Annotated in this window: 20 protein-coding genes; 4 read left to right on the top strand and 16 right to left on the bottom strand. The window is 45.3% G+C overall.

The genetic code is table 11. From position 1 onward, the window contains the following. Positions 1–6: 6 nt before the first annotated feature. The 6 genes from BDR01S_RS18030 to BDR01S_RS18005 all read right to left on the bottom strand — a co-directional run bounded on the left by BDR01S_RS18030 (position 7) and on the right by BDR01S_RS18005 (position 7645). On the bottom strand, positions 7–651 hold the full coding sequence (locus BDR01S_RS18030) for a TetR/AcrR family transcriptional regulator (RefSeq protein WP_066259519.1): 645 nt from the start codon (positions 649–651) through the stop codon (positions 7–9). A 15-nt stretch (positions 652–666) separates the two neighbouring features. After that, entirely contained in the window at positions 667–1806 is a 1140-nt protein-coding gene (locus tag BDR01S_RS18025; RefSeq protein WP_066248728.1) for an acyl-CoA dehydrogenase, read from the bottom strand. Positions 1807–1914: 108 nt separating this feature from the next. Beyond that, on the bottom strand, positions 1915–3045 hold the full coding sequence (locus BDR01S_RS18020; protein ID WP_066248730.1) for an acyl-CoA dehydrogenase: 1131 nt from the start codon (positions 3043–3045) through the stop codon (positions 1915–1917). 76 nt (positions 3046–3121) lie between these two features. Next, positions 3122–3973 (bottom strand): 3-hydroxybutyryl-CoA dehydrogenase, encoded by an 852-nt coding sequence (locus BDR01S_RS18015; RefSeq protein ID WP_066248733.1) that lies wholly within the window; start codon positions 3971–3973, stop codon positions 3122–3124. 88 nt (positions 3974–4061) lie between these two features. Then, on the bottom strand, positions 4062–5249 hold the full coding sequence (locus tag BDR01S_RS18010; protein WP_066248736.1) for an acetyl-CoA C-acetyltransferase: 1188 nt from the start codon (positions 5247–5249) through the stop codon (positions 4062–4064). A 293-nt stretch (positions 5250–5542) separates the two neighbouring features. After that, positions 5543–7645 (bottom strand): 4Fe-4S dicluster domain-containing protein, encoded by a 2103-nt coding sequence (locus BDR01S_RS18005; protein WP_066248738.1) that lies wholly within the window; start codon positions 7643–7645, stop codon positions 5543–5545. 174 nt (positions 7646–7819) lie between these two features. Between BDR01S_RS18005 and cls the strand changes: the two genes are divergently transcribed. After that, positions 7820–9022 carry a cardiolipin synthase gene (gene cls / locus BDR01S_RS18000; RefSeq protein ID WP_066248740.1) on the top strand — a complete coding sequence of 401 codons (1203 nt, stop codon included), beginning with the start codon at positions 7820–7822 and terminating at the stop codon, positions 9020–9022. Between the two features lie 15 nt (positions 9023–9037). Next, positions 9038–9994, top strand: a complete 957-nt coding sequence (gene uvsE, locus BDR01S_RS17995) for a UV DNA damage repair endonuclease UvsE (protein ID WP_066248743.1) — start codon at positions 9038–9040, stop codon at positions 9992–9994. Between the two features lie 60 nt (positions 9995–10054). On the opposite strand, the gene BDR01S_RS17990 is transcribed toward uvsE, so the two are convergent. The 5 genes from BDR01S_RS17990 to speE all read right to left on the bottom strand — a co-directional run bounded on the left by BDR01S_RS17990 (position 10055) and on the right by speE (position 14984). Continuing rightward, a complete protein-coding gene (locus BDR01S_RS17990) occupies positions 10055–10234 on the bottom strand; it encodes an H-type small acid-soluble spore protein (RefSeq protein ID WP_066248746.1) in 180 nt (59 codons plus the stop codon). A 144-nt stretch (positions 10235–10378) separates the two neighbouring features. Further along, the gene (argS, locus tag BDR01S_RS17985) at positions 10379–12049 is read right to left on the bottom strand and encodes an arginine--tRNA ligase (protein ID WP_066248750.1); all 1671 of its coding nucleotides are present in this window, start codon (positions 12047–12049) and stop codon (positions 10379–10381) included. Next, the gene (locus BDR01S_RS17980; protein ID WP_066259521.1) at positions 12036–12440 is read right to left on the bottom strand and encodes a YwiB family protein; all 405 of its coding nucleotides are present in this window, start codon (positions 12438–12440) and stop codon (positions 12036–12038) included. Before BDR01S_RS17980 ends, argS begins: the two co-directional genes overlap by 14 nt. 534 nt (positions 12441–12974) lie before the next feature. Continuing rightward, entirely contained in the window at positions 12975–13847 is an 873-nt protein-coding gene (gene speB / locus BDR01S_RS17975; RefSeq protein ID WP_066248753.1) for an agmatinase, read from the bottom strand. A 309-nt stretch (positions 13848–14156) separates the two neighbouring features. Then, complete coding sequence (speE, locus tag BDR01S_RS17970; RefSeq protein ID WP_066248756.1) at positions 14157–14984, bottom strand: spermidine synthase; 828 nt, start codon at positions 14982–14984, stop codon at positions 14157–14159. Between the two features lie 343 nt (positions 14985–15327). Here speE and BDR01S_RS17965 point away from each other — a divergent pair, with 343 nt between their 5' ends. Continuing rightward, positions 15328–17397, top strand: a complete 2070-nt coding sequence (locus BDR01S_RS17965; RefSeq protein WP_066248759.1) for a transglycosylase domain-containing protein — start codon at positions 15328–15330, stop codon at positions 17395–17397. 116 nt (positions 17398–17513) lie between these two features. Here BDR01S_RS17965 and BDR01S_RS17960 read toward each other — a convergent pair whose 3' ends face one another. Together BDR01S_RS17960 and BDR01S_RS17955 are read right to left on the bottom strand one after the other, a co-directional pair. Beyond that, positions 17514–18029 carry a YwhD family protein gene (locus BDR01S_RS17960; protein ID WP_066248761.1) on the bottom strand — a complete coding sequence of 172 codons (516 nt, stop codon included), beginning with the start codon at positions 18027–18029 and terminating at the stop codon, positions 17514–17516. 15 nt (positions 18030–18044) lie between these two features. Beyond that, on the bottom strand, positions 18045–18665 hold the full coding sequence (locus BDR01S_RS17955) for a site-2 protease family protein (RefSeq protein WP_066259522.1): 621 nt from the start codon (positions 18663–18665) through the stop codon (positions 18045–18047). A gap of 237 nt (positions 18666–18902) precedes the next feature. Between BDR01S_RS17955 and thmT the strand changes: the two genes are divergently transcribed. After that, entirely contained in the window at positions 18903–19088 is a 186-nt protein-coding gene (thmT, locus tag BDR01S_RS17950) for a 2-hydroxymuconate tautomerase (protein ID WP_066248764.1), read from the top strand. A gap of 65 nt (positions 19089–19153) precedes the next feature. On the opposite strand, the gene BDR01S_RS17945 is transcribed toward thmT, so the two are convergent. The 3 genes from BDR01S_RS17945 to BDR01S_RS17935 all read right to left on the bottom strand — a co-directional run bounded on the left by BDR01S_RS17945 (position 19154) and on the right by BDR01S_RS17935 (position 21386). Beyond that, positions 19154–19375: a hypothetical protein gene (locus BDR01S_RS17945; protein WP_066248766.1), complete on the bottom strand. Its 222-nt coding sequence runs from the start codon at positions 19373–19375 to the stop codon at positions 19154–19156. 148 nt (positions 19376–19523) lie between these two features. Next, complete coding sequence (locus BDR01S_RS17940; RefSeq protein WP_066248768.1) at positions 19524–20027, bottom strand: YwgA family protein; 504 nt, start codon at positions 20025–20027, stop codon at positions 19524–19526. A 60-nt stretch (positions 20028–20087) separates the two neighbouring features. Next, on the bottom strand, positions 20088–21386 hold the full coding sequence (locus BDR01S_RS17935) for an HD domain-containing protein (protein WP_066248769.1): 1299 nt from the start codon (positions 21384–21386) through the stop codon (positions 20088–20090). Between the last annotated feature and the right edge of the window lie 111 nt (positions 21387–21497).

Raw genomic sequence — 21497 nt, 5'->3', positions numbered from 1 at the left:
CTCCATTCACGGTTCGCACTTTGCGTGGCCCGACGATTGAATGCCGTGAAACAATTGCTCGGTTTGCAGTTCAATATATTCATCCAGTGTATATAATTTTTGCAATGCCCAGCGCCGAAAGGCCCACATTTGTCCCTTAACAATAATGTTATGGGAAATCAATTCAATCTGTTTTTCTGATAGCTGCAGCTCGCCATTTTCCACACAGCGGACAATCAGGCTCTCAAACATCGCCGCCATTTCGAATTCCTTTTTTAAAACATAGGGAAGGGCATCCTTTGTCAGTGATTTAGCCTCCTGATACATGACAAGCACTTCATCCTGCATCTCATCCACGACACGGAAATAATGCCCCACCCCTAGTTTCAGACTTGAAAGGGTGCCGATATTCTGCTCAAGGTCCTCCTCGAGGCGTTCGCGAACATGATCGTAGATACTGTCACAGACGAGGTAAAGGACGTCTTCCTTAGAGCGGATATATTCGTAAAGGGTCCCGATGCTAAAACCGGCCGCTTTAGCGATTTCCCTTGTCGTTGTCCGGTGGAATCCCTTTTCCTTAAAAAGGGTGACCGCCCCTTTGATCATCTGATCACGCCTTTTCTGAACCAGGCGTTCATCCTTTACAGAAGCCAGTACTTCCCGTTTTTTCATCATCCTCTAACCGCCTTATTTCGTGATCATCCGTGAGATAACAAGACGTTGAATTTCTTGCGTGCCCTCGTAGATTTGCGTGATTTTTGCATCGCGCATAAAGCGCTCGACTGGATAATCCTTCGTATAGCCGTAACCGCCAAAGACTTGAACCGCTTCGGTTGTCACCTTCATCGCCGTATCGCCGGCAAACAATTTCGACATCGCCGACTCTTTGCCGTACGGCAGACCTTGTGACTCCAGCCATGCCGCTTGATAGGTTAATAATCTGGCCGCCTCAATCCCTGTTGCCATATCGGCAAGCTTAAAGCCAATACCTTGATTGGCTACAATTGGTTTGCCAAATTGATGGCGTTCCTTCGCATAATCCGCAGCCGCGTCAAGCGCACCTTGGGCAATTCCGACGGCTTGAGCAGCGATGCCGTTACGGCCGCCGTCAAGGGTCATCATCGCAACTTTAAAGCCTTCACCTTCTTCGCCGAGTCGGTTCGCAACGGGAACCTTGCAATCTTCAAAAATAATTTCTGTGGTTGGTGAGGAACGAATGCCGAGTTTCTTTTCTTTTTTTCCAACCGAAAAGCCCGGGAAGTCGCTCTCGACGATAAAAGCGGTCGTTCCTTTTTGTTTACTTGTTGGATCTGTTAACGCAAACACGACATAAATGTCAGCCACACCGCCATTTGTTATGAATATTTTTGAACCATTTAGGACATAGTGATCCCCTTCTAAACGGGCAGTTGTTCTCATCCCGCCTGCATCGGAACCGCTGCCGGGCTCTGTTAAGCCGTAGGCGCCGATTTTCGTTCCTTCTGCTAAAGGGCGCAAGTAGGTTTGCTTTTGCTCTTCATTTCCGAATTTATAAATTGGCCAGCCCGCCAGTGAAGTATGGGCTGACAGCATCACACCTGTCGATGCGTCCACACGGGACAGTTCCTCAACAGCAATACAGTAAGCAAGAAAATCACTGCCAATTCCGCCGTACTCTTCCGGCCACGGAATTCCTGTTAAGCCAAGCTCCGCCATTTTGTCAAAAATCTCGCGGTCAAAACGCTCTTCCTCATCCCGCTCGGCTGCGGTCGGTGCAACTTCATTGCGTGCAAAATCACGTACCATTTTTCGAATCATTTCATGCTCTTCAGATAATTTAAAGTTCATTTCAAGTCCCCCTATTTGAATGAAAGTATATTAAAAAATTAAGTTTTGAACTTAGATGGCTGTCTAGCTCCAGTCCATACGCCACTATGCGAGCGCTTCCACTTTTCTTTATAAATGCTTACTAATCACGATTCGTTGAATTTCACTCGTACCTTCATAAATTTCAGTTATTTTTGCATCGCGGAAATAGCGCTCGACGGGATAATCTTCGGTGTAACCGTAGCCGCCAAAGACTTGAATCGCTTCGGTTGTAACCTCGACTGCTGTTTTGGCCGCGAACAATTTCGCCATTGATGCCTCCAAAGTACATTTCAGGCCATGGGTTCGAAGGTAGGCTGCACGATAGACTAATAGTCTCGCGGCTTCCACACTGGTCGCCATGTCGGCAAGCTTAAAGCCAATTCCTTGCTTTCGGGCGATAGGTTTGCCAAATTGCTGACGGTCCATCGCATACGTGGTTGCGGCGGACAGTGCGGCCTCGGCAATCCCGAGTGCCTGGGTCGCGATTCCAATGCGGCCGACATCAAGGTTTGCCATTGCGATTTTAAAACCTTCGCCTTCCGCACCGAGCAGGTTCTCTGCTGGAACGTGCATATCTTCGAAGGTGAGCTGAACGGTTCTCGAACCATGCAGACCCATTTTCTTCTCGTCCTTACCGACGATAAAGCCCGGGGTATTTTTTTCAACAATAAACGCAGAAATCCCCTTGCTGCCCAGTTCCGGATTTGTTTTCGCAAAAACAATATAAACATCGGCCTCGCCGCCGTTCGTGATGAATACCTTCGAGCCGTTGATGACGTAATGATCGCCCTTCTTAACCGCACGTGACTTTAAGCTGGCTGCATCTGAACCGGAGCTCGGCTCGGTTAAGCAAAATGCCCCGAGGTACTCCCCTGACGCAAGCTTTGGCACATACTTGTTTTTCTGTTCTTCAGTGCCAAAATAGACAATCGGATTCGTGCAGACCGAGGTATGGACAGACAAAATCACTCCAACCGTCGCACTAACTTTGGATAGCTCATTAATGGCAATAATATAGGAGGTGAAATCCATTGCAGACCCGCCGTATTTTTCCGGTACGGGAATCCCCATCAGGCCAAGTTCGCCCATTTTCCGGAGGATTTCGCGCGGGAATTCTCCTCTTTCCATATTTTCAATAAATGGCGCAATTTCGTTGTTGGCAAAATCGCGGACCATTTTTCGCATCATTTCTTGCTCTTCGGTGAATGTCAGATTCATGGTGGTCTCCCCTTTGGAGGAATGTAATATCGTGGTACTCATCATCTTCACGACCCCTTTTTCGAAGAAGCTAGGTTTATTGGTATGTATAAAATCCGCGTCCTGTTTTCTTACCGAGCCAGCCTGCTTTTACATATTTGCGGAGAAGCGGGCACGGACGGTATTTGTCGTCTCCAAATCCTCGGTGAAGCGTTTCCATAATATAAAGACAAGTATCTAAGCCGATAAAATCTGCCAAGGTTAACGGCCCCATTGGGTGGTTCATGCCGAGCTTCATCACTTCGTCAATCGCTTCCTTCGTCGCCACACCCTCATATAGAGTGTATATCGCTTCGTTGATCATTGGCATCAGAATCCGGTTCGAGACAAAACCTGGGAAGTCGTTGACTTCAACGGGTACCTTGCTTAAGGTTTTTGTCATATCTTCAATGACTTGGTACACTTCGTCAGCCGTCGCAAGACCGCGGATAATTTCGACGAGCTTCATGACTGGGACAGGATTCATGAAATGCATGCCGATGACTTTTTCCGGACGCTTGGTTGCCGCCGCAATTTCGGTGATAGGCAGTGATGAGGTATTGCTCGCTAGAATCGTATGGGCTGGGGTAATTTCATCGAGTTGGGCAAAGATGTTTGTTTTAATGTTCATATTTTCAACGGCTGCTTCGATGACGAGGTCGACGTCACTGGCATCCTTTAGGTCGGTGGAAATGGTGATGTTACCGAGAATGTCTTGTTTTTGTTCTTCGGTGAGGCGTCCTTTGTCGACGTTCCGTGTTAGTAGTTTATTGATTCCAGCAAAGCCGCGTTCCACAAATTCGGGCTTTAAATCATTTAAGATGACCTTGTATCCGGCCTGGGCACATACTTGAGCAATCCCGGAGCCCATTTGTCCGGCACCGATGACCATAAGCTTTGAAATCTTCATTTTTTTCCCTCCGTAGCAAGGTCGGAACGAGTCCGACCTAGATTTTTTTATATTTTTTACCTTATCTTTTAAGCTTGAAAACTATTAATTATCCGCGTGGAACCTCTATCATCACAGCATCTCCCTGACCGCCGCCGCTGCAGATCGCTGCAATCCCAATGCCGCCGCCGCGACGCTTTAACTCGTGCATTAATGTAAGGATAATGCGTGCCCCGCTGGCCCCTATCGGATGACCTAAGGCAACCGCACCACCATTAACATTGATCTTTTCTGGGTCCAGTCCGGCAATTTTTCCGCTCACTAATGCCACTGCAGCAAAAGCTTCATTGATTTCAAATAAGTCCACTTCCGCCAAGCTTTTTCCTGTTTTTCGTAACAGCTCATTAATAACGAGTCCAGGTGTTTTCGGGAAATCCTTCGCTTCCACTGCGACTGCCGCATGGCCAACAATCACCGCTTCAGCAACACGACCTTCTTGATGGGCGCGCTCCTCACTCATTAACACGAGGGCTGCTGCACCGTCATTAACCCCTGGAGCATTCCCGGCTGTAATCGTCCCTGTCGAATTAAATACTGGGGCTAATTTAGACAGACGTTCAAGGGACGTATCCTTCCGCGGTGATTCGTCATGCTCGACAACAACAGAAGCACCTCTGATCTGCGGCACCTCAACTGCAACGATTTCTTCAGCAAATTTTCCGCTCTCGATTGCGGCAACAGCAAGCTTGTGGCTTCGCAATGCCCACTCGTCCTGTGCCCCGCGGCTAATTTCCATATCGGCAGCCGATACGTTGCCGTAAGTGCCCATGTGAGCGCCGGTAAAGCTGCAAGTCAAACCGTCATGAATCATTAAATCTTTGACCTGCGCATCGCCCATTCGGAAACCCCAGCGTGCTTTTGGAAGCAGATATGGTGCATTGCTCATCGATTCCATTCCGCCTGCGACAATTACTTCCTCATCGCCAGCGCGAATGATTTGGTCAGCCAAGGTGACACTGCGCATTCCGGACGCACAAACCTTATTAATTGTTTCTGTTTTCACTTCCCATGGCAGACCGGCATGTTGAGACGCTTGACGCGATGGTATCTGTCCCTGTCCCCCTTGTAAAACCGTTCCCAGGATGACTTCCTGAACATCTTCAGGCTTCACTTCTGCACGAACCAACGCTTCTTTGACAGCAATTCCTCCTAGTTGCGAAGCGGTAAGGCTGCTTAATGCCCCTCCTAATTTTCCAAAAGGTGTTCTAACTCCACTTAAAATAACTGTTCTCCCCATTCAAAGCACTCTCCCTTTTCATAATTTTCAGTTAAACTATGGTAAAAAAAATGACGACGACTGAACGCTCGCTCGGGCAGAAACCAAAAAAGAAACGCAGGCACCTGCTTTTTTTGTCCAGCTCCAGGCCATATGCCGCTGAACAGGGCGCTTGCGCTTTTCTTAGTAAATGTAAGCGTTATCCTATATATTCTATTCTACATAAAAATGAGCAGAAGTTGAAATATTTTACACAAAATTTTTAAAATTTTATGAATACGTAAAAAAAATCAACTTCTTCTCCTAATTAAAAACTAAGCCACTTCACCACAAACTGCTTTTTCAAGTAATTCTGCCACATCGTAGGTAGAAACTTTCTCTTCTACCTCTTTTGCCTTCGTGCCATCTGACAGCATCGTTAAGCAGTACGGACAGCCGGAACTGATCACCGATGGATTGACAGCAAGCGCCTGCTCCGTTCTCGCTACGTTAATGCGGTGGCCGGTTTCTTCCTCCATCCACATCAAGCCGCCGCCTGCGCCACAGCACATCGCTTTCTCTCTGTTTCGCTCCATTTCTATCAGCTTCACGCCTGGAATCGACTTAAGAATCTCACGCGGTGCATCATAGACATCATTGTAACGGCCTAAGTAACAGGAATCGTGGAAGGTAATCGTTTCATCGACCTTATTTTTTGGCACAAGCTTGCCATCACGAACCAGTTCATAAAGAACCTCGGTATGATGGAACACCTCGATATCCTTCAAGCCGAAATCAGGGTATTCATTTTTGAAAATATTATAGGCATGCGGGTCAATCGTGACGATTTTCTTGACCTCAGCCTTTTCAAATTCCTCGATATTTTTCACCGCCAAGTCCTGGAACAAGAATTCATTACCGAGACGGCGCGGTGTATCTCCGGAGTTCTTCTCTTTGTTGCCAAGAATCGCAAACTTCACTCCTGCTTCGTTCAGTAGCTTCGCAAATGATAAGGCAATCTTCTGGCTGCGGTTATCGTAGGAGCCCATCGCGCCCACCCAGAAGAGGTATTCAAATTCTTCGCCAGCCTTGTTCATTTCCTTCACGGTTGGAACATGAACATCCTCGCGAGCCTCGCGCCAAGTTTCACGTTCTTTTCGGTTCAAGCCCCATGGATTACCTTGGCGTTCGATATTGGTCATCGCCCGCTGTGCATCGGCGTCCAATTTCCCTTCGGTTAATACTAAATAACGTCGCAGATCGATAATTTTATCGACATGTTCATTCATAACCGGGCATTGATCTTCGCAATTTCGGCACGTAGTACAGGCCCAAATTTCTTCTTCAGTAATGACGTCGCCAATCAAGCTTGGGCTGTATGCTAAAGCAGCAGCGGATTCCTGTGCACCTTGTCCTGCAGACGCTAGCGCCAGTTGATTCCCCTTCGTATTCGCAAACGCAATCGTTGGCACCCACGGCTGTTTCGAGGTTACCACAGCGCCGTGGTTTGTTAAGTGGTCACGAAGTTTCACGATTAAGTCCATTGGCGACAGCATTTTACCTGTTCCCGTTGCCGGACACATATTAGTACAGCGGCCGCATTCCACGCAGGCATAAAAATCAATCATTTGATGCTGTGTGAAGTCTTCTATTTTTCCAACCCCAAACGTTTCTTGGGATTCATCCTCAAAATCGACCTTTGTCAATTTCCCTGCTTTTTCTAAGCGGTTAAAATAAACATTCGCTGGTCCGGCAATCAAGTGAGCATGCTTGGACTGCGGTACGTACACTAAGAACGTTAACAGGAATAAAAGGTGCGCCCACCAAGCGATGTAGAAAATGACAATCGAGGCCGTTTCACCAATTCCTGAAAAAATCAACGAAATGACCGAAGCAATCGGTTCAGTCCAGGCTGTTTCTTCCCCATGCCAGATCAGCGACATTCCGTTGCCAAGCAGGACTGAAAGCATTAACCCGCCGATAAAAATCAGGACAAGACCAGATTTAAAATTCCGCTTCAGACGGACTAATTTTTCTACATAGCGGCGATAAAAAGCCCAGATAACCGCCACTAAGATCATCAGTGTGACAAGCTCTTGGAAAAACGTGAACCCTGCATACAGTGGTCCAAGCGGCAAGTGTGCCCCCGGTTTAATTCCTTTGATGATAAAATCAATTGCGCCAAATTGGACGAGGATAAAGCCGTAGAAGAACATGACATGCATGGCCCCGCTTTTTTTATCCTTGAGCAGTTTCTTTTGGCCAAACACATTGACCCAAATTTTTTGAAGACGCTCTTTGACATTGTTATCAAACTCGACCTTTTTCCCGAGTTTAATAAATTCAATCCGCGTTTTCACCACATAGACAAACATACTGATTGCGTAAGCGGTTACAACGAGAAATGCAATCAAGTTGACCCATAATAACCCATTCATACAAATGCTCCCTTCTATTAACTTCTAGAAAATAATTAATTTTCAGAATCTATACTTAACTCTATTATATGATGAATGAGCATTCAGTCAAATGATTTTTTAAAAGTTTGTCCAACTTATAGAAATAACCCCTTTCGGAAAAACTAAAAAGACTGAATGGAGGAAAGATTTCTGATGACTTTTGCATTCGTTTCGAGTGTACTTTTATTTCTTATCCTTTTATGGCTAGTCTTAGATTTTCAATTAGGTAAAAAGAAGCATCTTTCCATTGTCAGTAGAAATGAAACAGCCATCATTCATGGTAACTTCGATATTTTCACACATGGAAAAAAGTTGTTTGCCGACTACTTCCATGAACTAAGGAACGCTAAAAAGCATATTCATGTCCTCTTTTATATTGTCAAAGACGATTGCGTAAGTCAGGAGTTTCTCTCTATATTAAAAGAAAAGGCCAGCAACGGAGTGGAAGTTCGACTTCTTATTGACCGGCTTGGCAGCTGGAAGGTGAAAAAGGCAGCCGTTAAGGCGTTGCGGGCGGCGGGTGTTCAATTTGCTTTCAGCAATACCATTAAACTCCCCTACCTTTTTTATTCTTCACAGGTTCGAAATCACCGCAAGATTTCAATTATCGACGGAGAAATTGGTTATCTAGGCGGCTTCAACGTCGGGAAGGAATATATCGACGAGGAACCTTCCTTGGGGATCTGGCGCGATTACCATTTAAAAATCACCGGGCCCAGCGTGAATTTTTTGCAAAGTGAGTTTCTGATCGATTGGGCTGAGTATGCAGGGAAGAATCTTCAAGCGAATCGAGTCTATTTTCCTGCCCTGGAAGGTGGAGCGGTCCGCCATCAATTTATGCCAACGGAAGCCCACCATCTGGAGCAAAACTATCTGCGCCTGATCAGGCAAGCGGACCATTCGATGATCATCGGGTCTCCATATTTTATTCCAAGTAAGCAAATTATGGCGGAGTTACTTGCGGCCCTAAATCGCGGGATACAGCTTACCATCATTGTCCCGTTTACTGCTGACCATCCGCTGGTCCAAGAGGCCTCGTTCCGCTATTTACGAAAACTGCTTCGAGCCGGAGCAATGGTTTATCAATATAACAAAGGCTTTTATCATGCAAAAACGCTCGTCATTGATGACAAAATCTGTGACATCGGCACCGCCAATTTTGATAAACGAAGTATGTTTTTAAACAAGGAAATCAATTGCTATATTTATGATCCGGCCTTTATTCAGCGCTTGGTCGATGTTCTAAAAAAGGACATTGATGACTCAGAACGGCTGACCTTAGCTGAATTGAATAAACTGAACCCAGCCCGCTCCATCAAAGAATTCATCGCTGCTATCGTTTCTTATTTTTTATAAGTTAGGAGTTTGGTTATGAAGATTCGGTTTGGTTATGTTTCGCATGCGATTAGTTTATGGGATGCTTCCCCTGCTAAGACACTGACGTTTACCCGTTATCAACAGTTAAGCCCCGAGGAACGGACGGAAAAGCTGCTTCAGGTGACGAAGCAAAATCTGGATCACACGCTCCGGATGCTGTACTACAATATTGCTCATCAATTGGAATTGTACCGGCTGTCTAGTTCGATTGTCCCACTCGCAACCCATCCGGAAGTGAAATGGGACTTTGTAACCCCGTTTCGCTTAGTGTGGCAGGAACTTGGTGACCTGGTGAAACAAAAAAATCTGCGGGTCAGCTTTCATCCCAATCAATTTACCTTGTTTACCTCACCACAAACGAAAATTACTGACAATGCCGTCATTGACATGAGCTACCATTATCGAATGTTGGAAGCGATGGGACTCGAGCAGGAAGGTTTGATTAATATCCATATTGGTGGTGCCTACGGTGATAAACAGCAAACCTTACCTCGCTTTCATCAAAACTTAACCAAGCTGCCCGCAGCAATTAAACATGTGATGACACTGGAAAATGATGATAAAACCTACAATGCGGAAGAAACCCTAGCTGCCTGTGAAAAGGAATCGATTCCTTTTGTATTCGACTATCATCATCATATGGCCAATCTGTGCGAAACGAGGCTGGAGGAATTGCTGCAGCGGATTTTTCAGACCTGGAAGCATGCCCGCCACATCCCAAAGATTCATATTTCTTCTCCCAAAAACGAGAAGGAGTTTCGCTCGCACGCGGATTTTGTTGACCCAGAGTTTATCCTGCCTTTATTAAAAATGCTGCGCGAAATTGGAGCTGATGTCGACTTTATGATAGAGGCTAAGGCAAAGGATCAGGCCGCATTGAAACTGATTGAAGACCTGAGCAAGCATCGTGGCTTTAAGCGGATTAGCGGAGGAGCAATCGAGGTTAAATAGGAGGAAGATCGACTGAAATCAAATAGAAAAGAGTCTTCGAATGGTTTCGAAGACTCTTTTCTATTCCTCAATTAAATTTAGCACTGGTACCTCACGCTCATTGTCGGGATCTGTTCTTGAGTATATGCGCGCCATTTGTGCCGATTCATCGACATGTTGAATAATCACCGGTGTCCCCTCGTAGGTCACATAAAACATTTCGGCAGAGTCCACGATTTCCTTCGCTCTTCCCACATTCATCCGCTCAATCCACTCCTCTGATTAAAGTCCCTATTAGTATTTTCATTTTTCAGGAGGATATTCATATATATGGGAAAGTCCAGGGATTTAGCCTGCATAAAAAGCCCCCTTAACTACGTAAGGGAGCATACACAAACAACCTATTTACATTTTCTCTGGAGCCGAAACTCCAATCAATGCTAGCGCATTACGAAGTGTAATCTGCACCGACCGCACCAACCCAAGGCGGGCCTTTGTGCGCTCGACATTAGTAAGGTCAAGAACCTTTTCGGCATTATAAAAACTGTGGAACGTTGACGCCAATTCTACGATATAGTTCGTAATCCGGTGCGGGACACGCTTCAATGCGGCCTCCCCTACGGCTCCCGGGAACTCACCAATCTTCTTCAATAAATCCATTTCCTTTTCTGACGACACCAAGGAATAATCTGCGTCTGCATCAACTCGAACACCCTGCTCCTCACCGGAACGCAGGATACTAGAAATCCGCGCATGCGCATAATGAGCATAATAAACCGGATTTTCGTTCGACTCCGATACCGCTAAGTCCAAATCAAAATCCATATGCGTATCCGAGCTGCGCATCGCAAAGAAGTAACGCGTCGCATCGAGGCCGACCTCATCGACCAAATCACGCATCGTGACTGCCTTACCGGTCCGCTTACTCATCTTCATCTTCTCACCGTTTTTATAAAGGTGTACCAGCTGAATAATCTCGACCTCCAGTGCCTCGCGGTCATACCCGAGTGCCTGAATCGCCGCCTTCATCCGCGGGATATACCCATGGTGGTCCGCTCCCCAAATATTGATCAGCTTCTCAAAGCCGCGGGCGAGCTTGTCCTTATGGTAAGCAATATCCGGCGTCAAATACGTATACGAACCGTCCTGCTTAATTAACACCCGGTCCTTGTCATCGCCGAAAGCGGTCGAACGGAGCCAAGTCGCGCCTTCTTCCTCATAGACATAACCGCTCGCACGCAGCGCCTCCAAAGCCTCATCAATTTTTCCATTTTTATAAAGCGAAGTCTCCGAGTACCAGACATCAAAGCCAACGCGGAAATCCTCCAGGTCCTGCTTCAACTTGGCCATTTCATACTTCAAACCGTATTCACGGAAAAATTCTTGGCGCTCGTCTTCAGTTACATGTACATACTTGTCGCCATATTCCTCCGCCAGCGTCTTACCAATCCCGATAATATCCGTTCCATGATAACCGCCCTCCGGCATGTCTTTTTCCAAACCAAGTGCTTGGAAATAGCGTGCCTCGACCGACAGGGCCAGATTATTTATCTGATTACCCGCGTCATTAATATAGTATTCTCTTGATACATCGTAGCCTGCTTTTGCCAAGATATTGCAAAGTGAATCACCGACCGCCGCACCGCGGGCATGTCCAAGGTGCAAGTCCCCTGTTGGATTGGCCGACACAAACTCGACCTGAATCTTTTGGCCGCCGCCTACTTGCGTCTCACCGTACTGATCACCCGCTGTAAGAACCGTCGAAATCAGCTCGGTTAAATAACTATTATTCATATAAAAATTGATAAATCCAGGTCCTGCGAGCTCAATTTTTTCAATCGAGGCCTTCGTCCGGTCGATATTCGCAATCAACGCCTCTGCAATTACCTTTGGCGCCTTCTTCGCCACACGAGCCAGCTGCATCGCCATATTCGTCGAGTAATCACCAAACGCCTTCTCCTTCGGCGTCTCAAGAATCACAACGGGAATCTGCTCCTCCGAGGCCAGCCCCGCCTTCAGCACCGCCGCATGGATCTCTTCTTTTAACTTACTTTGTACTTGTTCAACTATGTTCATTTTTATCCTCCTGAAAGGTAATTTCCAAATGGTATGTACCGGCAGGCTCACCCTGCATCGTAAAATCGTAAAGGATGTCAATCAGGCCTTCGGAATGCTCGATCCGCTTGGCCAGCGTGCTGATTCCAAAGGTTCCAAATGGCATCTCATAGCTGCCTTGCTGCTTCTTATGCAACCGAAACGGCAAACGCATCTTCACCGCACCACCGCGCAAAATCAGCGCCATATCGCCTGACACCTTTACAATCGTCCGAATGCTGCCCTCATCTTGCACTTCTTCATACTTAAGGAACGAAGCCCCATCCTTTTCAAGATAGCGGCCAAACACCGCCAGCTCGTAGACTTCCTTGCCCCCCTGCTGATGAATCGTCGTCTTCACATTAATTTTCATCGGAACTTCAATAATAGACAAACCTTATGACACTTCCCTTTTTCATTTTAAAAACTCTGTTAGTATTGATTGTTGATTTTCGTGTAGGTATGAGAATCCATAAGCGGAGAATTTCCGGCTAATGTATATAAAGGAGGCCTAAGAAGCAGAAATAAGCGGAGATATTCCGATTAACTGCTCTAAATAAGGCATAATCCAATGATTTGGATCATATAAGCGGAAAAACTCCCCTTATTTTTTAGGAAATATGGGTATTTCCCCATTTAAACGGAATTTTTCCGTTTATTTTTCAACACAGTGAGATCAACATTCAAATATCACAGAGACTTTATAAAAAGGAACTCAGTTTCATTCTTTAGAATGGTTCTAGTCCTAGTAATTGACACATCTGCTCTAATGCATACTTTTTCTATTATAAACATTGCTCGGCTGTAAATCAAAAAATGCCTGCCCTCGAAAAGGTGTCAGACATTTTTTACTGGCGAGCGAAATTTCTCTTCGTCAGTTAGAAGTTTATCTTTCTTTGGCCCAATACTACTTCACCCAGCCAAGGAGCATTTCGCGGATTAGCTTGCTCGCGGTGTTGGCGGTCTGTTCGGAAGGGTCATAAATTGGCGCAACCTCAACTAGGTCGCCGCCGACCACGTTTACTTCGGAACGAGCAATCGCATGAATGGAGGCAAGCAGCTCTTTCGAGGTGATGCCGCCGCAATCCACCGTCCCTGTGCCAGGTGCATGCGCTGGGTCGAGGACATCGATATCAATCGTCACATAGACAGGACGCCCAGCAAGCGTCGGGAGGATTTCCTTTAACGGCTCAAGCACCTCAAACTTCGAGATATGCATCCCATTTTGCTTCGCCCACTCAAATTCTTCCTTCATTCCCGAACGAATTCCAAACGAATAGACATTGCTTGGCCCAATATGTTCCGCAATTTTGCGGATTGGAGTCGAGTGCGAAAGCGGCTCCCCTTCATATTCCTCACGCAAATCCGTATGGGCGTCAAAATGAATAATCGCTAAGTCCGGGTACTTTTTATACATAGCCTTCATCACTGGCCACGAGACAAGATGCTCGCCGCCCATACCAAGCGGGAACTTGCCGGCAGCTAATACTTGGTCGACAAAATCTTCAATGATGTCGATGCTCTTCTGCGGATTTCCAAACGGAAGCGGAATATCACCGGCATCGTAATACTTAATATCCTCAAGTTCACGGTCAAGGTAGGCGCTGTACTCTTCTAAACCAACCGACACCTCGCGGATACGGGCCGGACCAAAACGTGACCCCGGCCGGAAACTGACCGTCCAATCCATCGGCATCCCGTACAGGACAACCTGACTCTCTTCAAAATTCGCATGACTCTTAATAAACACATTCCCTGCATACGCCTCATCAAAACGCATCTATGTATCCCCACTTTCTATTTAGTGATTCTTTGAGTATATAAAAATCTTCTATGTGACCGAGCGATCGCCTTTTCCTTGAGTTCGGTCACTTAGAACGGCTTTATGTTACCCGGCGGCCGCTTTTTTCCCGAGTTCGGTCACTTAGAACCCCTCTATGTTACCCGACAGCCGCTTTTTTCCCGAGTTCGGTCACTTAGAACCTCTCTATGTTACCCGACAGCCGCTTTTTTCCCGAGTTCGGTCACTTAGAACCCCTCTATGTGACCGGAAGACTGCTTTTTTCTCCAGTTCGGTCGTTAAGACCGGTTACTTCAATAAATCGCCAACAAACTTCGGCAATACGAAGGCCGCTTTGTGAAGTTCTTTTGTGTAGTATTTGGTTTCGATTTCGTGGAAGCGGTCTTCGCTTACTTCTAATGGATCATATTTCTTTGAACCGATCGTGAATGCCCATAATCCGCTTGGATACGTTGGGATATTCGCTACATACAAACGAGTAATCGGGAAGATTTCACGTACGTCCCGTTGAACGCTACGAATTAAATCCGCTTTGAACCATGGATTATCAGACTGCGCCACAAAGATGCCGTCTTCTTTCAACGCCTTCGAAATCCCTGCATAGAATCCTTTTGTAAAAAGGTTAACAGCTGGTCCCACTGGCTCGGTGGAGTCAACCATGATCACATCATACTCATTTTCACTATTAGCAATATGCATGAACCCATCATCGACCTGGACATCGACACGCGGGTCATCCAGCATGCCTGCAATCTCCGGAAGAAATTTCTTTGAGTACTCAATGACCTTGCCATCAATATCAACAAGCGTCGCCTTTTTCACGCTTGGATGCTTCAGCACCTCACGAATCACACCGCCATCACCGCCGCCGACCACAAGGACATTTTCAGGATTTGGGTGCGTAAATAACGGAACATGTGCGACCATTTCATGGTAAACAAACTCATCACGGACAGACGTCATCACCATGTCGTCCAATAACAGCATGTTGCCCCACTCTTCTGTTTCAATCATATCCAGCTTTTGAAACTCAGTTTGTTCTGTATGTAAGGTTTTATTTACTTTCATGGTAATGCCGAAATTTTCCGTTTGCTTTTCTGTAAACCAAATGGTCATGTACATCTTCCTTTCACTTCATCTCATTTTTAACTTAGAGAATTGTCCAGCTCCAGCTCCCAGCGACTAGTGTACTTCGCACTCCTCCTTCGATAAGTCAACATCGAATCACTAACGCTCTTCGTGTTTCCTTTATCTTGTTCGGAGCGCTCCAGTCCATACGTCGCTAAACGGTCGCTTCCGCTTTTCTTTTTATAGTACCCAAACTATTGAATTACAAACACACCAAAAAGTCTAGCAAAATTTAAATAAATAATGCATTCAATGTTTAAAAAGACTCTATTTTTTCAATACTATTACTATCTATTTTTTCAAAAACTGGAAATGTGGCGGGGTGATAGTAGTGGAAATCATGACGGATCAAGGGTTTCGGAAGACAGTTAAATATTTGCGGGCAGTGATTATCATCAGTTTGATAGGCATGATTTGCATGCTCATCCTCTTCCTGGGTATTCTTGCTTATGCAAAAATTCTCGGCCCACCACCGCTCGCCGTGCCCCAATCTACCCTATTCTTCGCCGATGATGGGGCGTTGATTGGCGAAAGCAATAGTGGACAAAAACGGTATTGGGCCAGGTTAAAGGATATTTCTCCGGATGTGGTTGCGGCTACCATTTCAATTGAGGATAAAAATTTTTACGAACATCATGGCTTTGATTATAAGCGGATTGCCGGTGCCGTCTTAGCCGATATTCAAGCCTTTTCAAAAGTACAAGGCGCCAGCACCATCACCCAGCAATATGCCCGAAATCTATTTCTTGAACACGATAAAACGTGGACACGGAAGCTCCATGAGGCTTTTTATACAATCCGCATTGAGATGAATTATTCTAAAAAGGAAATTCTTGAAGGCTATTTAAATACGATTTATTATGGCAACGGTGCTTATGGGGTACAGGCGGCGAGCCAATATTATTTTGGAAAAGATGCTAAGGACTTAAGCCTCGCAGAAGCGAGCATGCTAGCAGGAATTCCAAAGGGGCCGGGGATTTACTCACCGCTTGCCTCAATGGACAATGCGAAAAAGCGTCAGGCGATTATTTTGAAAAGCATGGTAACAAATCATTATATTAAGAAAAAAGAAGCCATCGATGCAGCGATGCAGCCGCTGACCATCGTCGGCGCCCACAACACTCAAAAAGTGAAGGTCGCCCCTTATTTTCAGGATGCAGTCAGAAATGCGTTAAAAAATCAATTACATTTAGATGACCGTACGATTGCCCTCGGAGGTTTGAAAGTCTATACCACGCTTAACCGCAAACAGCAGGAAGCGGCGGAAAGTCAAGTTCATAAATATGTCGCGAATCTATCAGAGATTCAAGTCGGACTCGTGGCAATGGATCCTAAAAACGGCTATGTCAAAGCCATGGTCGGTGGCAGGGATTATGAGAAGAGTCCGTTTAACCGCGCTGTTCAGGCAATTAGGCAGCCAGGTTCCACCATCAAACCGCTTCTTTATTATGCGGCACTTGAGCAGGGATTTACGCCATCCTCGACAATGCGCAGTGAGTTTACGACCTTCCATTTTGATGATGGCCAGCCTGATTATACGCCGCATAACTTCAATAATAAGTATGCTGACGGCGAAATCACCCTTGCCCAGGCGCTCGCTGTCTCCGATAATATTTTTGCCGTCAAAACGCATTTATTTTTAGGAGAAGAAACGTTAATCGAGACAGCAAAGAAATTCGGCCTCTCTTCAAAAATGGCTCGTGTTCCGTCACTGGCATTGGGAACTTCAGGTGTACGGGTTATTGAAATGGCCAATGCCTATAGTCTATTTGCGAACGGTGGAAAAAAGGTGACGCCAACCTTAATTACGCGCGTGGAAGACTATAATGGTAAAGTGATTTTTGAAAAAGAAAATGAGACGAAAAAGGTTCTCGACCCGGCAAAAGCGTTTGTCATGACGCAAATGCTGACGGGGATTTTTGATCCGAAGTTAAACGGCTATGCCAAGGTAACAGGGAGCACCGTTATTAACGATATTTCAAGGCCCTATGCTGGTAAATCAGGCTCGACGGAGACGGATAGCTGGATGATTGGGTACTCACCGCAGCTGGTTACCGCCGTTTGGGCAGGCTACGATATGGGCAAACCCATTGAGTTGGTCGCAGAAAAAACGTACGCCAAGAATATCTGGGCAAATTTTATGGAGGAAGCCTTAAAAGGCAGGCCCGTAAAGGCGTTTAAAGTGCCTAAAGAAGGTGTCAAAGGGGTTTATGTCAATCCGGAGAATGGCAAGCTTGCTACAAAGGATTGCCCGGTGCGCCGGTTCACTTATTTCGTCGCCGGAACGGAACCAACCGAATATTGCACGGAGCATCTCAAAAATCATGAGGCAGCTCCTGGCGATCATAAGAACATGAACAAGAAGGTACCATGGTATAAAAAAATCATGCCTTGGAGTTAACCAAAACTTATCATAATAGAAAAGCTCCGGAAAATTTTCCGGAGCTTTTCTTGTCCTAGTTTTATAGCGTTTTTACACTGCTAATAATACTATATCTTAAAAAAAAACTACAAGCATTAATTTTTTTCAGCTAATAAACCATTTTTCAGTTCATCCGTTGAGTTGTTCCATAAAACCTCATTATGATTGCGCAGGAAATCAGCTAACACCTTTTTCGATGGAGTATCCATGTCGTCGACAATAATATGGCGCTTCAACGATTTATCCATGCGGTTCACGTGTTCTGGCAAGGATTTGTAGCCGCGGCGAATTTCGCGGTCAACCGTCATGAAGCAGGCGGTAACCCCCGCATAATATGGACCTTCTTCGTTGCGGTCAATCGTTACCCAAACGAGCCAGTATGGTTTCCCGTTCGGAACCTCAGCTTGCGTTTTTAAAAATTTAATCCCTTTTTCAACGACACTGCGGGCATGCATCGCGCCGACATCAATCTCGGCTTCACCAGCAACGACATCAATGATGACCGGTGAAACATTATCAAGGCTCAGCGCCCCTTTGCCGTAGCCCTTGTGACCATCGGTTGGGTCACTTTTTATAATATTAAAACCAAGTTTCTTCTTATTATCTTCCATTAAAACTTATACCCCCTAAAAGAACAACATTCGAAAGAAATTACTTAACCCATCCCACACCCATGGAATAACCACACCAAAAATTGGCGAAATCGTAAATCTATCAAGCGGTGTAAAAACCAATATTAAAAAAATCAATGCCCCGTACTGTTCATATTGGGTCATTTTTGCCCGCACATGGGTCGGAGCTAAATCCTCAATAATTCGGTAGCCATCGAGCGGTGGAAAGGGTAACAGGTTAAAAATAAACAGAACAATGTTGAGCCGGATAAATATTTCGAGAAAATCATAAAAACTGTCCGGTGCGGTTGCGCCGAAACGACTTATTCCGAACGCGACAACAAAGCCTATACAAGCTAAAATTAGATTGCTGAGCGGCCCTGCAATGGAGACAAGAATACCTGCCAAGCGGGGCCTTTTAAAGAAAAAGCGATTCACCGGTACCGGACGAGCCCAGCCAAAGCCGGCGATAAAAATTAAAATCGTTCCAATCGGATCAAGGTGCTTGAGCGGATTCAGCGTCAAACGTCCTTGGTTTTTCGCTGTCATGTCACCGAATTTATAGGCAACAAACGCGTGAGCAAATTCGTGAAACGTAAAGGCAATCATCAACGTAATCGCCAAATAAGGAATCATACTTAACGGATAGGCAAGAAAAGAAGCAAAATTCTCCAACACGTATCTCCTTCCATCAGTAACGGATAGCACACTTCGGATTAGCCGTGACTCCATTTTTTCTATATATATTCCCTTTAGTATACATGAAACGGTTTCAAAAAAGAAAATCAAAAGTATCATCGGTTATTGCACTTTTCATCGAACTGTGGAAAACTAAAAATGAAAAGCCGAAGTATTATTTAGGAGGAAAGAAATATGCCATATGTTACCGTAAAGATGCTTGAGGGACGTACTGATGATCAAAAGCGTGCATTAGTTACAAAAGTAACTGAAGCCGTCAGCGAAACAACAGGTGCACCAAAAGAAGCCATCCACGTAATGATCGAAGAAATGAGCAAAAGCAACCTTGGAATTGCCGGCGTGAGAAAAAGCGATCAATAAAAGCGTAAAAATTTGGTGTCAGGCACCATGTGAATCTTTCACATGATGCCTGACACCTTTTTTCACTAAAACTTTATCTCATCTTTAGGACTTACAATCTTCATTTTCTCCAGTTCTATCTTCATTTTTTCAGTTTCAGCTAGATAATTTATGTGTTTGAGTTTTTCGAGCTCGAGCTCATCCTTCAGCATACCAGCCTTGATTTTAGACTGCTTCTGAAAATGGGTGGTGATAATGGCTGTAATCGGAATTCCAAATACCATAATGACTGCAATCATTCCTGTCATAGCGAGCGCCCTCCTCAAATATCAAAACTTTCCCTCATTATACAAATAATAACAAATACCTGAACAAAAAAGTATTGATTTAATCAAAAACAAAAAACACCGCTTAGACCTCCGCGCACGCAGTGGTCTAAGCGGTGTTTAGCATCACTTATTGAACTTTCCCTTTTAACGACTCGATATATTGATAGGCCTCATCGATTTCCGCCTCGGTATAGCGCTGGCTTGCTTTTAAGGTAAACACCTTGCCCGCGACCTCTTCTTTTGGAAGATTATCAAAATATAAAACCGTTGAAACCAATTCCAAGAATCTAGCATTCTGGTCATTCATATCCACCAGGCAATCCTGCAAAAACGGCATCTCAACCTCATTTAAACTTAAAAACTCTTTACCTGGCTCTGTCAGCGAGTAGCGATATTGGAAATAGCCGCCCTTTTTCTCCTTCACCTCATTGAGAAAGCCCATATTACAAAGCTCTTCGACTCGTAACGTCAATTCCTCTGAGTAAGGGCCATAAAAATGAAACTGGAACCTCTCATGAAAAGGGAAAGCCACCTTTTTGGCAATATATATCATCTTTTGCAGCTTTTTTCGTCCGATAATCTCACCGGAAACCATAACCGCCTGCATCAGCTTCGCGTGATCATTTAACAACGTTCGTCATCTCCTACTCCATCTTGAACAAATCATGATTCGGTGTCAGGCACCAATGTTCTATAACTCTAAAAGGGCACGGATTTGCTTTTTAACCTCTTTATCCCCGGTGTCATCGAAAAGGAAATCAGCCGGGTAATAGAGTTTGTGGTCCGTCCTTCTTTTCCCCGAAATCGCATCGACGATCTCGGACTCTCTCGAGAGCTCCCGGAGATCCCCATTATGCATCAACAAATGAATCGGCAGCCGTTCCTCTTCCTCCCCAGGACGATAGAAATCATACGGTAAATCCGACGAGGAATCGACCACTAAATAGTATTCCGGATCCATTCCGGCCTTTTTGAATAAGGAGCCTAATTCCGCGAGCTTTTTGTATTCTTTCGCAGGATCAAATTCAGCAAACTTAAATAGATTGCGATTGACAAAACGACGGCAGAGGTCACTTAATATTGGATCGGCTTCCTCCTGCCAAATTTGAAAATAATATAAAATCACCGATTCATCTAATTTCAAATAGTCTTCTAAGGTTACTTTTTCATTGAAAATCGATGTAAAGTGGATTGGTTCATATTTAAATGAATAGTTTTCTTCAAACAACTGCTTGGCGCGGTGGAGAATTTTTGTCAAAATAACCTCCGCACTGCGTGAAACCGGATGAAAATAGACCTGCCAATACATCTGATAGCGGCTCATAATATAATCTTCGACCGCATGCATCCCGCTCTTTTTAATAACCACCTGATCTTCACGCGGCCGCATCACACGGAGGATGCGTTCCATATCAAACTGACCATAGCTAACACCGGTAAAATAGGCGTCCCGCTGCAAATAATCCATCCGGTCGGCATCAATTTGACTAGAAATCAGGCTGACAACTAACTTTTTCTCCGATGTTTTCGCGATCACTTCGGCTACTTTTTCAGGGAAAGCTGGGCCAACCTTCAAGAGTACCTTATTCACTTCGGTATTGCCTAAAATAATCTTCCTTGTAAAATCCTCATGGTCAAAATCAAACACTTTTTCAAAGGAATGGGAAAACGGGCCGTGGCCGAGGTCGTGGAGCAGGGCCGCGCACAGGGTTAGCAGGCGTTCGCTGTCATTCCACTCTGGCCTTCCCGCAAACACGTCATCGATAATGCGGCGGACAATTTCATAGACACCTAGTGAATGGTTGAAGCGGCTGTGCTCTGCACCGTGAAAGGTTAAAAACGTCGTTCCGAGCTGTTTGATGCGCCGTAAGCGCTGAAACTCTTTCGTCCCAATTAAATCCCAGATAGCCAGGTCACGGACGTGGACGTAGCGGTGGACGGGGTCTTTAAATACTTTTTCTTCACTCAGTTTTTCCTCCGAATATGCCATAGATTTCCCTCTTCCTCGTAAACTTGCTCCTGAAGCGTGGTGGCTTCAACGCCCTTTGCTTATTTATTTGATTAGAACATTATAATATTACTTGTTGTGTATAACTTGATA

Source organism: Neobacillus drentensis NBRC 102427, from assembly GCF_001591445.1.
In the GTDB taxonomy this organism is placed as follows: domain Bacteria; phylum Bacillota; class Bacilli; order Bacillales; family Cytobacillaceae; genus Neobacillus; species Neobacillus drentensis.
Note: the sequence above shows the minus strand (reverse complement) of the source record. Positions and strands in the feature narration are given on the sequence as shown.

Coding starts and splice junctions, on each gene's coding strand:
- BDR01S_RS18030 (WP_066259519.1), bottom strand. CDS start 651: ATGAAAAAACGGGAAGTACTGGCTTCTGTAAAGGATGAACGCCTGGTT.
- BDR01S_RS18025 (WP_066248728.1), bottom strand. CDS start 1,806: ATGAACTTTAAATTATCTGAAGAGCATGAAATGATTCGAAAAATGGTA.
- BDR01S_RS18020 (WP_066248730.1), bottom strand. CDS start 3,045: ATGAATCTGACATTCACCGAAGAGCAAGAAATGATGCGAAAAATGGTC.
- BDR01S_RS18015 (WP_066248733.1), bottom strand. CDS start 3,973: ATGAAGATTTCAAAGCTTATGGTCATCGGTGCCGGACAAATGGGCTCC.
- BDR01S_RS18010 (WP_066248736.1), bottom strand. CDS start 5,249: ATGGGGAGAACAGTTATTTTAAGTGGAGTTAGAACACCTTTTGGAAAA.
- BDR01S_RS18005 (WP_066248738.1), bottom strand. CDS start 7,645: ATGAATGGGTTATTATGGGTCAACTTGATTGCATTTCTCGTTGTAACC.
- cls (WP_066248740.1), top strand. CDS start 7,820: ATGACTTTTGCATTCGTTTCGAGTGTACTTTTATTTCTTATCCTTTTA.
- uvsE (WP_066248743.1), top strand. CDS start 9,038: ATGAAGATTCGGTTTGGTTATGTTTCGCATGCGATTAGTTTATGGGAT.
- BDR01S_RS17990 (WP_066248746.1), bottom strand. CDS start 10,234: ATGAATGTGGGAAGAGCGAAGGAAATCGTGGACTCTGCCGAAATGTTT.
- argS (WP_066248750.1), bottom strand. CDS start 12,049: ATGAACATAGTTGAACAAGTACAAAGTAAGTTAAAAGAAGAGATCCAT.
- BDR01S_RS17980 (WP_066259521.1), bottom strand. CDS start 12,440: ATGAAAATTAATGTGAAGACGACGATTCATCAGCAGGGGGGCAAGGAA.
- speB (WP_066248753.1), bottom strand. CDS start 13,847: ATGCGTTTTGATGAGGCGTATGCAGGGAATGTGTTTATTAAGAGTCAT.
- speE (WP_066248756.1), bottom strand. CDS start 14,984: ATGACCATTTGGTTTACAGAAAAGCAAACGGAAAATTTCGGCATTACC.
- BDR01S_RS17960 (WP_066248761.1), bottom strand. CDS start 18,029: ATGGAAGATAATAAGAAGAAACTTGGTTTTAATATTATAAAAAGTGAC.
- BDR01S_RS17955 (WP_066259522.1), bottom strand. CDS start 18,665: ATGATTCCTTATTTGGCGATTACGTTGATGATTGCCTTTACGTTTCAC.
- thmT (WP_066248764.1), top strand. CDS start 18,903: ATGCCATATGTTACCGTAAAGATGCTTGAGGGACGTACTGATGATCAA.
- BDR01S_RS17945 (WP_066248766.1), bottom strand. CDS start 19,375: ATGACAGGAATGATTGCAGTCATTATGGTATTTGGAATTCCGATTACA.
- BDR01S_RS17935 (WP_066248769.1), bottom strand. CDS start 21,386: ATGGCATATTCGGAGGAAAAACTGAGTGAAGAAAAAGTATTTAAAGAC.